General features: G+C 50.1%; 11 protein-coding genes and 1 pseudogene. 2 read left to right on the top strand and 10 right to left on the bottom strand.

Features of this window, described 5'->3' with window-relative positions; genetic code table 11:
- Positions 1–53 precede the first annotated feature (53 nt).
- Positions 54–1,175, bottom strand: a complete 1,122-nt coding sequence (locus CFT65_RS03515; protein WP_088826635.1) for a phosphotransferase family protein — start codon at positions 1,173–1,175, stop codon at positions 54–56.
- A gap of 403 nt (positions 1,176–1,578) precedes the next feature.
- Positions 1,579–2,703 (bottom strand): hypothetical protein, encoded by a 1,125-nt coding sequence (locus CFT65_RS03510; RefSeq protein WP_088826634.1) that lies wholly within the window; start codon positions 2,701–2,703, stop codon positions 1,579–1,581.
- Between the two features lie 182 nt (positions 2,704–2,885).
- On the opposite strand from CFT65_RS03510, the pseudogene CFT65_RS19175 reads away from it, so the two are divergent.
- Positions 2,886–3,436, top strand: a pseudogene (locus tag CFT65_RS19175) (IS3 family transposase); the annotation flags it as partial.
- Positions 3,437–3,547: 111 nt separating this feature from the next.
- Here the strand turns inward: CFT65_RS19175 and CFT65_RS03500 are convergent.
- Together CFT65_RS03500 and CFT65_RS03495 are read right to left on the bottom strand one after the other, a co-directional pair.
- Complete coding sequence (locus tag CFT65_RS03500; protein ID WP_216360405.1) at positions 3,548–4,090, bottom strand: MarR family winged helix-turn-helix transcriptional regulator; 543 nt, start codon at positions 4,088–4,090, stop codon at positions 3,548–3,550.
- A gap of 539 nt (positions 4,091–4,629) precedes the next feature.
- Positions 4,630–5,424 carry an enoyl-CoA hydratase/isomerase family protein gene (locus tag CFT65_RS03495; protein WP_088826632.1) on the bottom strand — a complete coding sequence of 265 codons (795 nt, stop codon included), beginning with the start codon at positions 5,422–5,424 and terminating at the stop codon, positions 4,630–4,632.
- A gap of 303 nt (positions 5,425–5,727) precedes the next feature.
- Between CFT65_RS03495 and CFT65_RS03490 the strand changes: the two genes are divergently transcribed.
- Entirely contained in the window at positions 5,728–6,519 is a 792-nt protein-coding gene (locus CFT65_RS03490) for an SDR family NAD(P)-dependent oxidoreductase (RefSeq protein WP_088826631.1), read from the top strand.
- A gap of 79 nt (positions 6,520–6,598) precedes the next feature.
- Here CFT65_RS03490 and CFT65_RS03485 read toward each other — a convergent pair whose 3' ends face one another.
- The 6 genes from CFT65_RS03485 to CFT65_RS03460 all read right to left on the bottom strand — a co-directional run bounded on the left by CFT65_RS03485 (position 6,599) and on the right by CFT65_RS03460 (position 14,668).
- Positions 6,599–7,762 (bottom strand): acyl-CoA dehydrogenase family protein, encoded by a 1,164-nt coding sequence (locus tag CFT65_RS03485; RefSeq protein WP_088828143.1) that lies wholly within the window; start codon positions 7,760–7,762, stop codon positions 6,599–6,601.
- 16 nt (positions 7,763–7,778) lie between these two features.
- Entirely contained in the window at positions 7,779–10,094 is a 2,316-nt protein-coding gene (locus CFT65_RS03480) for an acyl-CoA dehydrogenase family protein (protein ID WP_088826630.1), read from the bottom strand.
- Positions 10,095–10,181: 87 nt separating this feature from the next.
- Positions 10,182–11,096, bottom strand: coding sequence for an SDR family NAD(P)-dependent oxidoreductase (locus tag CFT65_RS03475; RefSeq protein WP_088826629.1), 915 nt, complete (start codon positions 11,094–11,096; stop codon positions 10,182–10,184).
- Between the two features lie 72 nt (positions 11,097–11,168).
- On the bottom strand, positions 11,169–11,426 hold the full coding sequence (locus CFT65_RS19495; protein ID WP_416376646.1) for a Rieske (2Fe-2S) protein: 258 nt from the start codon (positions 11,424–11,426) through the stop codon (positions 11,169–11,171).
- An 88-nt stretch (positions 11,427–11,514) separates the two neighbouring features.
- A complete protein-coding gene (locus CFT65_RS03465) occupies positions 11,515–12,933 on the bottom strand; it encodes an aromatic ring-hydroxylating oxygenase subunit alpha (RefSeq protein ID WP_172408414.1) in 1,419 nt (472 codons plus the stop codon).
- A 106-nt stretch (positions 12,934–13,039) separates the two neighbouring features.
- Positions 13,040–14,668 (bottom strand): class I adenylate-forming enzyme family protein, encoded by a 1,629-nt coding sequence (locus tag CFT65_RS03460; RefSeq protein ID WP_088826626.1) that lies wholly within the window; start codon positions 14,666–14,668, stop codon positions 13,040–13,042.
- Positions 14,669–15,230: the final 562 nt, after the last annotated feature.

Genomic DNA, 15,230 nt, shown 5'->3' with positions numbered 1-15,230 from the left:
ATGGGCAAGCTCAAGCGCAGATCTGAATATTCCGTTTTAATCTATTTTCAGAGTCAGCTTCGATTTCCCACAAAATCAATCGCTTCGCCTTCCGGTACGTCTCTTTTCATAGATACAGCAAGTAATTTTATCGCCGGATTATTTGACGCCATCACAGAGTCTTCTGGCAACAAGCCATGATCTATCATCAGATTCGCTATTCTGAAAAAAATGATTGAGAGTCGAAGACCGGCAAATATGATGTAGTAGTCGAGATTTTTGGGTTTGTGTGAAGTAAGCTCGGTATAACGCTGAATAATTGCCTCGTCAGATGGAAAACCACCGGGCAATGGAATATCCACGGCTTGGGTATGAAATCGGCGCGTAAAAATCCACCAGGCCAGATCAATTTCACGACATCCCAGTCCAACCATTTCCCAGTCGATCACAGCTGCGACACTGAGGTCTTCATTAATGATCATGTTTCCAAGACGGGCATCGCCCCAACTGATAACTGTCTCACTTTCCGTAGAGGGCTTGTGCTCATACAGCCACGAGAGCGCATCATCAATAAGCTGTATTTTTTGACCATTTCGACACCAATCATAAAAATCCTTCCACGCATCTAGCTTTTTTTCTATGTCCGGTGCACCCATTGCACCATCATCGAGCCAATCGAGGCCAAGTGATTGATAGTCTACATCCTGTATTTTTAGCAAAGCCTGGAGACTATTGTCAGCCAATATTTCTCTTTGCTTGTCATTCAAGTCCATAACCCAGCCCTCGGCTGTATATGGCGGATCATCACTCGCCACAAGTCCGGGAACTGCCTCCATCACAAAAAACGGCATACCTAGAACTGAATCATCATTGGTTTCGATTTTAAATGGTGCAGGAATTGGCACATTGCTGAGATCATTTAAGGCTTGAAATAGCTCAAACTCCCGAATCAAGTCAGCCGTTTGGAATATTCCTTCTTCCCTCGGAATTGCTCGTGCCACAAGATTCCGAGTCACCTCGACTCCGTTTTCGATCCAACTGGCATCAAAGATAATGGTTACAGCCGAAAGGCCACTGGCCTGCGGTATATTGATATTATTTATACGCAAACCTCCTGCAGAGGTGATTTTGTTTTCTAACCAGCCTTCAAGCTTTTCTTTAATAACATCAGTGTCATAGTCGTTTTTTATTGCCATCTTTGATACCTACTAAAATTATTATAAAATGCACAGATTAGGTAAGGATTATTTCGGAATATTCAACACATAAATATGTATCTTCTACCATATTCTCGGGACACAACTCATCTCTTAGAAAGCCAAAGGAACAACAGAGCCCCCTGTAACCCGCGCCGCTAAAATCTGTTCTGCCCCAAATCTATGCATGCTTCCTTGTGGATTTATGAGTGGCATTACATACGTCATAATTAACCTATGTAATGCCGGTATAATAAAATTAAAACCACCAATTGACGTTTCTGCTTTTTTGCCCGCCATGACTATCACAACTTAACTTTCTTCAGTTGTTCGGACTCAGATAAGCAAAACGTCAATTTAGATCTATTAGCGCTCAATTAGAGCGCCTTAAAAGATCAATCGATCATTTATCATCAAAGTATCGCGAAGTTGCCGGTAAAGGAATCTTTGTCCGGGGCAAAATAGATGGTCGAAAGCCCCGCTCAAAATTGCCGTAACCGACATCACCATCCGGCCAGGTCCATCGCACGACGGATTCGTCAGCTATCGTTGCGTCAAGATCTTCCCTGGGATCGATATAGACGCCGTTTAAATTATGATTTGGCTCGACGTATGTCATGGTTACGTTATGTAAGACTTGGCCCTCTAGCCTGAGCTCGCTTCCGTCGGTGCGCACAATTTTTAACTCCAACTTTTTCGGATTCCCTCCCGGTCGCTCCATGCCAGTGATAACAAAATCACTGCACAATTCTGTTTGCCCATTTTCCATTATCATCACGACAGTTGCCGTTGATTCAGTCTGAGGAGACCACATAGTAAATACACAGAGAGCTCTCTGACTCTGCGGCCAAATGGTATAATTCCAAACGTGCCCCCCCCAACGAGCAAAATGGCGCTCGCCACGCGAATGGTCACGAATTGCCGCCCCTTCGATAGTCCATTCCTTACCCAAGGCGCTGAGAGTCCCCTGTGCTGCAAACCCCTGCTCCTGATGCAGGCTACCAACATCCCAGTCAATTTCCGCCCCCATTCCTGCATGCATGTCGTAAACAGGCACCTTAGCTTCTAATTCAATCTCAAACTGGAAAGGCGAAGCAACACCGGCTCCCACCAACCCTTTAGCCAGATCCGAAGTCGAGGAAACCTCACCTGCACCATCAAACTTAAGTAACCACCGTCGGTGCGGCTCAGTACACTTGATACTGAGATTGCCGGTTTCTGGGCCAAATTTATCGCTAGGCCGCCCAAAAGACCTATCAACCAAAACAACCCCATCGGGCAACATCACAAAGGTTTGCGCCCACCACATGGTTTTATCCTCTGGCACAACTCCCACGTGAAGCCAAACCCCCACCTCTTGCTCAGGGCTCCAAACCATGAAGAACATCGTCTCACTCCACAGAGGGACGTCGTGCTTTGGCGGTGCTAAATAATCATTTTCCGGGTCAAGTTCGAAGGGGTTGGATCCCGTTAAAACACGTGGCTGGGCAGCCATGTGCTGCGATTTTTGTTCTTGATGTTTGTCCATATAGTTATACCCCTAATGTTATTTGATCGATACTCAGCTGACTGTTCCGAGTAATAGCTTTTTGACTATCAAATTGGATGTTAGGCCATCATTCATTATTAGGGAACCAAGGCCAGCCATGCGGTCCCCTAACGCAAGCACAATGTCCCATAAGGCAAGCCCATGCATCCTTCGCTAGCAATAGCCAGCACTTGCTGTCTCGCATTAGTGAGATTCATGACGATAGCGGCGGCATAATTGGCTCATCCCGCATGCACGAGGGCCTGGTTGGTGAAGGCGCTCCAATCAGTCTGAATCATGTTGCACGATTGATGGCCAAAAACGGCATTCAGGGGTGGCCACGCGAGAAATGCGGGCGTTTGGGACGTCCATCTTACGGCCACCGGGTATCAGGAATCATCTGGAGCGAAAGTTCTCTGCTCTGGATCCAGACATAAGGTGGGTGACGGATATCATTGCGATACCCAGAAAGAAGGAAAGCTTTTTCTCTGCGTGGTTCTCGACCTGTTCAGCAAGCTGATCGTTGACTGGTCTAGATCACCGTCAAGACCAGCCGGCCGGCCTATGGTGATCAGAGCGCTTGAGATGGCCGTTTGGCAACCACAGGGAAACGCGCCTGTAATATTACATTGAGCGATTCGATAACCCCAGAATGCGACGTAGAGTTGCCGCTCAGGACCGGAAGTTGTCAGCCGTTTTAAACCGTCCGTGGAAACGGGCTAGAACCCAGTGAAAGGAACAAAGAATTGGAATCACCCCTATTTGGAATAGTTAGCCTAAGTTTGATTTGCATCACAGGCCATTCAAACGGCGCGGTTTCTTTCTTCATCAGCGCATAAAGGATTCAGGAACTGACCCCGTTCTCCTTCTTGATAGAAACCAAGTTCCTCTTCACGACGTTCAGCATTTTAGCCAAATGAAGCCGCTCTTGCTCGTCAAGCCCCTGAAGAATCTCTTCACTCAAATCATGGCTGAGGGACTGCATTTCTTTGATTGTCAATTTCCCTGAACTCGTTAGGTGAATCCGCTTTATCCGGCGATCAACTGGGTCAGGGTTACGTAGGACGAATCCTGATTTTTCAAGTCGATCGATAATTCCCCCAAGAGCGGCTTTCCCGAGTTCAAGCATGCTAGCAAGATCACTTTGCGTCATTCCATCGTGACGAGATAGGTAAGCCAATACCCACCACTGCGATCGTGTAACACCGGTAGGTTTCATCAAAGCATCAAAAACTACACGCCTCAACCGGGAGACATCGTGCATCAGAAAACCGAGTCTCTGATCCCAATTCTCTTCCATAACTTTTACACACTTATCAATAGTTAAATGTTTAAATCGCAACCTGCTTAGAAAACGAAAGCGCGGGCATTCAAAAGAATCAGCCAATTATTGTTCTGATCGTTCACCTTCCAACAATCACAAGAATAAAATTTAGATTTCGAAGCTGAACCTTACATCGACGACTTTTCCACGAACATTACACTTTTACACTACCATACTTTCTACCCAAAAACCAATCGAAAAAGGCCGGACGATAGACAATCCTTTAAGACATTAGCCAGTTTTTTTGTTCACTGACTTTTCCCCGAACTAGGCCTGTGCTCGCGATATTGAGGTGCCAAGCTCGCGAACGGCTCAATGAAAACATGTTATCTGAGTCGGGCACCACGGTAGACCGTACCGCCGATCATCCAAGGAATCGCTCCTCAGGACCATCACTCGTAATTGCAACCTGAAGAAACCGCCCAAACCGTTCAAACTCAATAGAACTCATCTGTTATAGAGCTATAAGATTTGAACAGACGAAATGCCGGATGTTTCGAAACCTTCACCCTGGCCCCCAGCGGAATTAGACATCATGTTTTGACCTGACTACCCTCAACAAGCAGGCTCGAGGACTCATGATGGACAGGCCAAACATCGGCTTAGCGGCCTCTAAACTCAGGCATGCGACGATTCAAGAACGCATCTACCCCCTCACATACATCATCACTCCTGAGCGTCAAACTCTCATAAGCTAGCGACGTTTCCAAAACACTCTCTACAGCCTGCCGCAACGGAATATTGGTTACGGTCTTAGTCATCTGGATAGCCATAGATGCACCACCAGCAAGTTTGCTCGCAAAACGCTCAACCGTCTGATTCAGCTCCTCTTTGGGCACCGCATAATTGATCAAACCTATGCGAGCGGCCTCAACAGCAGGCACTTTGTTACCCGTTAGAAGAAATTCCTTTGCTCGCGCGTAACCAATTAGAAGAGGCCATATCAAGGCTCCGCCGTCACCAGCGACCAACCCGATATTGACATGCGGATCGGATATCGTAGCCGTATCGACGGCCACAATAATGTCCGCGAACAAGGCTAACGTGGCACCGAGGCCAACCGCATCTCCATTTACCCGCGCAATTATGGGCTTCGGGCAGTCGACCATACCCAAAATAATTGCTCGCCCTTCTTTTCGAGCCTTCATTGCTGCTGGAGGGCTCTTCAGCTGACCTTTCAGCCAATGCAAATTGGCTCCAGCACAAAAGGTTCCGCCAGCCCCGGTCAAAACGATCACATTGACATTGTCGTCACGCTCCAGATCAGGAAATATAGTGCCCAGCTCCTGGTGAATCTCCCAATTGATTCCATTAAACCGCTCTCCGCTTTGGAGAGTTACGGTAGCCACACCATCTTTTATCTCAACGCCCAATTTTGAATAGTTATCATAGCTCATCGCATACACCTATTAGCTTTTACATGCGTAACAACCCAACTTGAAACTCTTGCTTTACCTAATAGAACTTACCTGTAGCTCAATCCAAGAAATTTATTGATTTGTACATACTGTATGCTAGCATAACGCAATTGGAGTTGCGACAACAATAATGTGCAAATCCGACGCATTATTCTATGTCGAAGCTTGAACAACCAGAAGCACGATAAAACGAATGCATGAATATCAAATCAGCAACATAGCGATGAACATCTCATTCAGGCACGCATTTCAATTCCCCCACTGCAAATAGAGAGGCATAGCATGAAAAATAGTGATGATAATTCTAGCCGGGATGGCGCATTTACCGAAGGTGTTGCAATCGTAGCGGGCGGAAGTGGCGGAATAGGCGCGGCGGTTTGTCTGAGTCTTGCACGAGCCGGATCGGATGTTTTGCTGACGTACAACTCCAACGAGCAGGCAGCGGAAGAGGTTGCAAAAGCCGTACGAGATCTTGGCCGGCAAGCCAAAGCTGTGAAGCTTGACTTGTGCGAACCCGGGGCCGTTGAAAAAATCGCTGCTGCAGCTGAACAGGAGTTCGGTAGAATACATTCAGTAGTTTACGCTGCAGGACCGGCAATCCATTTTCAGTTAATCTCGCAGCTCGCACCCTCAGAATGGGCAAGAGTCGTTCAGACGGATGTCGGAGGCGCCTTCAACCTCGTACACGGCACTTTGCCTTATCTGAAAAAATCCGGTGGGGCGTATGCCGCGGTGATCACGGCTGCTGTTGAAAGGGTTCCCACTCGGGATATCTGTTCGGCGGCACCAAAAGCAGCGATTGAGATGCTGTTCAGAGGGGTTGCAAAGGAAGAAGGCCGTCATTCAGTCAGAGCAAACTGTGTTGGCCCGGGCTGGGTCGATGCCGGACTCGGCAGCGCAGTAATGCAGAATGAACTCACGTCCGAGCATATCGAGAAGATCAAAAAAGCCATTCCGTTGCGCCGAGTCGGACAAGCAGGTGAAATAGCGGAAGCGGTGACGTTTCTTCTGTCATCCAAAGCATCCTATATCACCGGTCAATCCCTTGCCGTGGACGGGGGAATGCAAGCCTAGTCTATACCAGTGATTTATTGGGTTTTGGCGGTTACCGACTCTTGAGAAGGGTAACCGCCCGTTTCTGAACAAATCTAGATCAGATACTTCCCGAAGTTCGCTCTTCGAGCATTTTACGCGCGATGATCTGTTTCATCACTTCATTAGAGCCGCCAGCTATGCGAACAATGCGCGCATCAGCATAGGCGCGGGCAATTGGATACTCCCACATATACCCCCAGCCACCAAACAATTGGAGGCACTCGTCAACCACCTTGCAATGCAGATTAGACAAAGTCATCTTTGCTATTGCTGCCTCGGTAGATGTCAATTCGCCAGCTCGGAACTGCTCAATGCAATGATCCACGAATACCCTGGCCACAGCCGCCTCGGCTTTCAGTTCGGCAAGCTTGAATTGAGTATTCTGAAAATCGGCCAAGGTCTGCCCGAACATCTTGCGATCCACTGCATAGTCCAAGGTATAGTCGATCGCCGTCTCCACCACAACCGCCGAACGGACCGCTTGGGTCAGCCGCTCTTGGGCGAGGTTCTTCATCATTAATTTGAAACCGCCATGCTCAGGGCCTAAAAGATTACTCGCTGGCACCCTCACATCCTCGAAGAACAGTTCGGAGGTATCCTGAGCCTTGAGTCCAATTTTCTCCAGTTTTCGGCCACGGACAAAACCAGCTCGACTGGCTTCGACGATAATCAGAGAAATCCCCCCACCCTTGGCATCGGGATCGGTCTTCGTAGCCAGTACGATCACATCGCACAGCTGACCATTGGAAATAAAGGTCTTCTGGCCATTAATAACGTACTCGTCTCCATCGCGTACAGCCCTGGTCCGAATGTTACGCAGGTCGCTACCGGCATGCGGCTCGGTCAGCCCAAGAGACCCAATTACCTCACCGCGAACCATTTGAGGCAACCAGTGCTGCTTTTGTTCCTCAGTACCAAAAGCCAGGATATAGGGCATAACCATTTCGTTGTGGATAGCGAATCCCGGTCCGGTTACCCCTGCGCGTGCCAACTCCTCAACCAGCACAAAATTGAAGAGCTCATCCGCTCCGGAACCTCCATATTGTTCCGGAATGGAACAGCCGAGCAGCCCAGTCTCACCCGCCTTGCGCCAGAGTTCCCTGGGCACGATTCCGTTATGTTCCCACTGTGAATGAAATGGGGTGATCTCAGTTGCGATGAAGCGTCGAACCATGTCGCGAAACTGCTCATGGTCACTATTGTATAAACGTCGCTGAGTCATGATCAGAATCTCCTCGTCAATTACGCAGTAATCGTGCAGCAATAATATTGCGCTGAACCTCGTTGGTTCCTCCAAAAATCGACCAGCAACGACTATACAAATAGGAATAATTAACACTCGCGGCCTGGACCGTAGGATCACTATCTGACAGCCCCTCGCCGTCCAGGCGCAAAGCCGGGTCGTAGCACTGACCATATGGTCCTAAAGAGTCGCTCCAGAACTCAGCCATTCGCTGAAGCAGCTCTGTACTGCGCACCTTCAGGACTGAAGCGCCGATGCCATCATCGCGTCCCCGCATCCAATCGTTAATATAGGACCGCTCAAGCTCTATCAAAGCAGCCAGCGAAGCTTCTAGTTCAAGTAAGCGCGCCTTTTGCAATTCCCGGTTACCAATAAAGTCTTTGGAACGTTGAGATACGCTCATCCGGATCTGAGCCATCATTCGCAGCTTGTTGCCAGTATCTGCAATGAATCCGCGCTCCCGAGACAAGAGATATTTCGCCATGGTCCAGCCGGCACCCTCCTCGCCGACGAGATTCTCTACCGGCACTCTGACATTATCGAGGAATACCTGATTAGTATGATGAACACCGTCCAGCGTTATGATCGGCTCAATAGTGATACCGGGGGTGTTCATGTCGATCAACAGAAAACTGATGCCCGCCTGTTTCTTGCCGGTGCTCTCGGTCCGCACCAGGCAATGCATCATATCTGCCCACTGCGCCTCGGTGGTCCACATCTTAGTACCATTGACTACCCAGAAGTCACCATCACGTACGGCACGTGTTTTCAAAGCTGCCAAATCCGACCCTGCATTGGGCTCGGAGTAACCCTGACACCACCAGGTATCGCTATTCAGAATTCCGGGCAAATAGCGGCGTTTCTGCTCCTCATTGCCAAACGTGTACAACACCGGACCGAGCATATTGACGCCGTACGGGATGATCATCGGAGCAGCACCTAGTGCGCATTCCTGCAAAAACACGTGCTCTTGTAGAATACTCCATCCCTTCCCTCCTGCCTCAACAGGCCACGCAGCGCCAAACCAGCCTTTTTCGCGCAGTGCCTTCTGCCAATCAACATAATCAGATTTTTCCAGATACAAGCCATTCTGAACCTTGGCCCGTGTTTCCGGCTTCAAATGTGTTGCGACAAACTCCCGGACCTCCCGTCGAAATGCTGTCTCATCGAAATCGCTTTCAACTGAGCCCCCAGCATCAAGACTCGCTTCATGACGCCACTCCGTTGCCTCGACATCATGCTCAACCCAACCCCGCATTTGGTGAACGAGAACGACCAGGCGCTTATGGAAGTGGCTGACGACCAACTCATCCGTAACTCCCATTCCACCATGCATTTGAATCGACTCGTGACCAATGGATCTGCTGGAACGTTCAATAATGCTGGTCACCGCATAGCTAAGCCAGCGGACTTCATCATCCTCACTCTGTTCAACAGCCAGAGCCAATTTATCGACAAGCGCTCGCGCTTCTAAATACCCGATGTGCATGTCAGCGAGACGGTGCTGCAGTGCCTGAAAGTTGCTCAACGGCACTCCAAACTGCTGACGCTCGTTCAAATACTCCCCGGTAGCCGTCACGAGGCTGGCCAAAATACCAACCGCCTCAGCAGCCAGTGAGCAGACAGCTAACGCACGAGCTCGCTTTAGAGCCTGGTTCGCCTCGGAGCCTTTGAGCAATAGCGCCTCATCAGTTAACAATACCCGCTCGAACCATAGATCACAGGCCGGTCGGTCATCCATTAGCCTGTAGGAATGCAGTGGCACATCAATTTCATCAGGGGTGGCGAATAGGACCACCTGCGAACACCCTTCGACGTCATGCGCAGCAATCAGCCAAAAATCAGCTTCTGACGCATACGGCTGCACCTTCAACTCACCATCCAGTCGGTAACCGTCACCGTCACGACTCACCTTCAACTGACCGGGGTCACCACCGCGCCCGCCGAGAAGGACACCAAAAGCTTCTCCATTGATCAATCGATTGATGTGAGGTTGAACCGACGTCCCAACCGAGCCAAGTACGCTCCCGCCGATCACCGCAGCATCTGTAAAAGGCTCTAGAATCAGCCCAGGAGCCAGGGTCATCGCTGCATCGGCAATATCTGAAGCATGCCCGCCCAAGCCACCTTGTGCTTCGTCTAAAGGCAAGCTCAATACCCCCAAGTCAGCCAACACCGGCCAGAACTGAAGGTAGTTCAGAGGCTCAGCCAGCCGTTGGCTGCGAGCGCTAAAATCATAGGAATCTGCAACAAAGCGCTGTAAGGTCGCGTTGATGATACTTTTGCTTTCACTATCCAAAGCAACAGCCATAAGGCACCATACTTCTAATATCCAGAGAAACGTCAGGAAAACGCCGGCTGCATTTTCCTGACACGCAAGGCTCGATCATTTACAGAGTTAGATCGGATCCCAGCTGAAAACATCTGGGGATTTCTCAAGCGGCATGTAAGAACCACGGAGGCTTGGCAGTGCGGTTTTCAGAACGCTTTCCGGAGTCCAGCCTTCTGCGGTATGCACTGAGCGAACAGGACGCGGCTGGTTGAACAGGAAAATTTCATTACGCCTGACCCCAAAGACTTGAGCGTTAGTATCAGTGGCACCATCACCGATTAGGGCGATTACTAAAGGAGCAATCTTGTCTGGTGTCATTTGCTTCACTTTTTCAAGCCGCTCACGATTGTATTCGGTGTCGTCCGGGATAGTCGCGACCAGGCGTGTGTAAGCGAACGGTGCAATGCAGTTCGAGCGAACATTGAAACGCTCCATATCCAGAGCAATACATTTTGACAGTGCAATGACCCCCATTTTGGCAGCGCCATAGTTAACTTGCCCAAGATTACCGATCAGGCCACTAGTGGAGGCCATATGCACAAAAGCCCCACTATTTTGTGCCTTGAGATGGGGCGCAGCAGCACGAGACACGTTAAAGCACCCCTTCAGGTTTACATCAACTACCGCGTCCCAATCAGCCTCACTCATCTTGTGGAAGATGCCATCGCGCAAAACGCCGGCATTGTTAACCACGCCATCCAATCGGCCATAAGTATCAATCGCCATATCGACCAGATCATGCGCACCCTGCCAGCTCGCGACATTAGCGCCGTTAGCTACCGCTTGGCCGCCCTCGCTCTCGATTGCCTTCACGACCTCTTGCGCGGTACTCAAGGTTCCGCCCTCACCACGCTCGTCGCCGCCCAGGTCGTTGACTACCACTTTCGCGCCTTCACGAGCGGCAAGCTTGGCAATTTCCGCACCTACACCTCGGCCAGCGCCGGTTACAATCACGACTTTCCCATCAAGTGACTTCGTCATTCGTCTACTCTCCATTTCGTTACATTGTCAAACGCAGCAAGACCCTCAGACAGGTCCTGTCTACACCAATTATCAACTTGCTTTGGGCAAATACACCTCAATACGACCACTAGTGACCCTTACAGGCAGCGTTTCCAAGCTTGCCTTTGTTACACCATTCAGTGGCGAACCACTCTGCAAGTCGAAACATGCACCATGTTTCGGGCAGATGATCTTATTGCCTGTGACACGCCCACCTGCCAGTGGCTGGCGCGCATGGGGGCACACATCGAACACGGCAAACAGTTCACCCGATTCGGTATGACACACCAAGATGCGCGTCATACCCACTAGATGGACATGCTGACCGCCGGGTGGCAATTCACTCAGTGGCAATATGTCGGTAAATACCCCGCCACTGGATTCAACTGACTTTTCGCTACTCACCTTCAGCCAACCCTAAGACCTTACCCAACACCTCATGAAAGTGGGCAATACGACACTCCTGATAGCGCCCAAGAACCACGCTATGCATTGAGCGACTCGCACCCTTAAGGCCTTTTTGTATAGATGGCATGTTGACCATGTCCTGGTCGACTACATGGGTTAATGCTCCGAATTCAGGGACATTACCGGTGAACGGATCGTCCAGGCCCAACTCGACAATCTGGGCGGAAGGAGGCCTTGGAGCACCATTGCCCGGAACCGGCGCCAAGATTCTAATATTCATGACCGATTGGTTAGGGTCATCCCCATAAGGCAGGAACTGATAAACTAGGGGCAGCCCTTCTCCGTACCAGGGGCAAAAGTTCGGAAACATGAAGTACTGCACCGTATCCACCAGTTCGGCATCGGAAAGATGAGAGAAATCTCTCTGCAATGCAGTCCCCATGGTCTGCCTTCGCCATTCTGCGAGCTTGCTTCGGCCATCCTCTGCCGAGTCGATTTTGACCGGTTCAACGCCAGCGCCCATCGCCATAAACATCGCGACGCCCTGCAATGCCGCCTCACGTGAAGCCTCATCCCCCAAGTGCACGCTTGGAACCCCTAATGGGGTAATCAGACGACTGATATGGCTGACTCCGTCATCCCAGATATCGTATTGAGTGGTCACATCACCAGTGAAGGGAAGCGCATCCGAATGTGTTTCCACCACATGGTAAGACTCTAGGAAAGCCTCCAGCGCCACTTTCCAGTTTGCATTAATACGTTTGCTAACATGGGCGTAGGTGAAGTGGTTTTCCGGCTCCCAAGAACGAAAATGTTCTGGCAGCACTCCCAGATTTGGCTCAAAGGGACGGGCATCAGGATCAGGATTGATAAAGATAAACCCCCCCCAAGTCGCCACTTGCGCTTCCGGCAATCGAAATTCGTCAGGTTTATCCGTGACGATTGGGAAGTCCCAGGCGCTGGGAACATGATGTAAGCTTCCGTCAGTGTTCCACTCCCAGCCATGGAAAGGACAACGGATATGTTCGCCGCCACCCTGCCCATCGCACAAACGGGTACCACGGTGCAGGCATGTGTTGTAAAAGGCTTTGAATTTGTTTTCAGCACTGCGGACAATAAAAAAAGAAAGATCACCCACATCATAGGGAACACGATCACCTATCTCGGGAATATCTTCTTCACGACAGGCAAACTGCCATGTCTTCAGCCAAAGCCGCTCCTTCTCCAGCTTCGCAACAGCCGGATCGTAATAACGACGCGGTGAAATTCTCTTTAAACCCGGCTCATAATTACCTCGGGATTTTAACGCCACAGGCAATGGACGCGAGTCCTGGTCAAACAGATCCTCCACCGAGGGGCTGACCTTTGAGACAGGCGCCTTGATTTGGGAAGACTTTGCATCTTTCATTGTTTTATCCTCATAGATACCGAAAGGAAAGAACCACCCGAGGGGCATTTCTAACTTTTAATCACTACTCAGCACTGTCGCGAGCCATGAGCGCCCCTCAGAGGCCTCATGCACCTGCATCCTTTCTCTCGATAATTTGTTTTCGCAATTTGCTACGCTGAACCTTGCCGGATGCGGTGCGTGGTAACTCGTCGAAAAGTATGGTTTTTGGACATTTGTAGGCCGCAATCCGACTGCGGACGACAGAGCGAACATCCTCGGCGGTCACCTCAAGACCAGGGCGCAGCTCCAACACGGCCACCACACTTTCTCCCCAACGATCATCTGGCAAACCAACAACTGCAGCGGACAAAACGGCCGGGTGATGAAGAAGGGCTTCTTCCACCTCTATTGGATAGATATTCTCACCTCCGCTAACGATCATATCCTTGATTCGGTCGGTAAGAAAAAGAAAGCCGTTCTCATCGAGGTACCCACCATCTCCTGTCGCATACCACCCGTCCTGCACAACCTCCTGGGTCAATTCAGGCTTTCGCCAGTAACCCTGCATCAGGGTGGGCGCTTTGATCCATATTTCTCCTGGCTGGCCCACGGGCACCACACGCCCGTCAGGATCACGGATTTCCAGGCTCATTCCAGCGATGGGACGACCAACCGATTTGAGTAGATGTGGACGTTTCAGATCGTGCTCCGAAGGAGGCAAATAAGTTGCCGGCCCAGTCAACTCGGTCATTCCAAAGAAGTGACCAAACTGGCAAGTGCTGCCAAACAACTCCATAGCTTCATGCAACAACATCTCGCTCATCGGCATGGCTCCGTAATAAATCCCCTTGATACCCGGGACAGCGGAGTTGCTCGACTTGAGCTCATCAACAATTGCGCGAATAACTGTAGGCACAATAAAACTGTGCTCTACTCCGTACTCATGCATCAGACGCAACATATTAGATGGTTGCGGATCGGCCGTAATAATGACGGTCCCTAACCTGACCAATCCCATCATTACCCATGACATACCCCCCATATGAAAATTGGGCATCGCGGAGAGACTTATGCCTCCCTCGATCCAGTTGGCCCAATCTGGAGAAATGGTCTCAGCATGACGCGCAATCGACATGGATTTATGCGAAATCAGAACACCTTTGGCCTTCCCGGTAGTACCACTTGTATAAACCTGCAAAACCGTCTGCTCGGCTTCATGACCGGCAACTCTTACCGGAGCCGAAACATTATCCCTGAGTCTCGCTCGCAAGTGCTCAGCGTCGCCATCATCGCCATCAATGCGCATCATGGGTAACGTCCCAGCAACCTGACCTACAGCTTCAGAAGCCAGCGATTCCAGTTCCTGATCGACCAGCAACCAACACGCGCCGGAATCCTCCAGCTGATAGGCGATCTCGCCAGCTGACTGCCTCCAATTTAATGGGACCAGCACCACACCGGCCCGAATGGAACCGAACAACACCGGATAATACAAATCACTATTTCGCCCCAGGTAGGCAACCCGATCTCCTTCCCGATAACCACGAGAGACCAGCTCTTCTGCGAAAGCGTTTGAGTACTGTTCAAGCTCAGCGTATGTCAGCGTAGTCCCCCTTTCAGCAAAAACCAGAGCGGGACGTTTGGGATGCATTTGCGCTCCGACAGAAGGAACATCGCCAATCCAGCGCATCTCAGCGAGCCGAGCCAGTGGAATACCTTCTGCCCTCGATAGTTGTGTTGTTTTTTTAGTCATAACGATTAGAACCCTTCACCCGGTCATGGCAAACCATATTCATACGCAAGCATACTACTTTGATGGCAGAATGCAACCCCAACATCTAAACGCAAGACCGGTCACGGACGACGCATTTATGAACACGCAAAGGGCAAATAGGGACTTTATCGAGGCAAGGGCTTGACCGATCGGAAAGCAGATCAACACAAAACAAAAAGTTCTGCGATTGATAAATTTTGTACGCAGATATATTTTATACCTAAAAATTAGAAGAAATTAGCCAAGCTTTCTGCAGTATCAAGAATGTGTAGGGTATTGCGAGACAGTGGTGGTGCATAGCGACGGCCAGCACTCGATAGACCTTGACGAAAATTGGCGCAATGTGTCAATGCACTCACGCACACACGCTCATCCTTGGCCGTCACACCATCAATGATCCTTCCATGCCATTTGGGCAGGCCTTACGGAGTCATACAAGCTTACGCTCGATTCTTGGCCTATTCTTCAAACCCGACACATTGACTTTACTGGGATCTCCGGCCACCCACCGAGTTGCGTCCGACGCCAGAAAATCAATCGC

The sequence above is a fragment of the Marinobacter sp. es.048 genome (assembly GCF_900188435.1).
GTDB lineage: Bacteria > Pseudomonadota > Gammaproteobacteria > Pseudomonadales > Oleiphilaceae > Marinobacter.
Note: the sequence above shows the minus strand (reverse complement) of the source record. Positions and strands in the feature narration are given on the sequence as shown.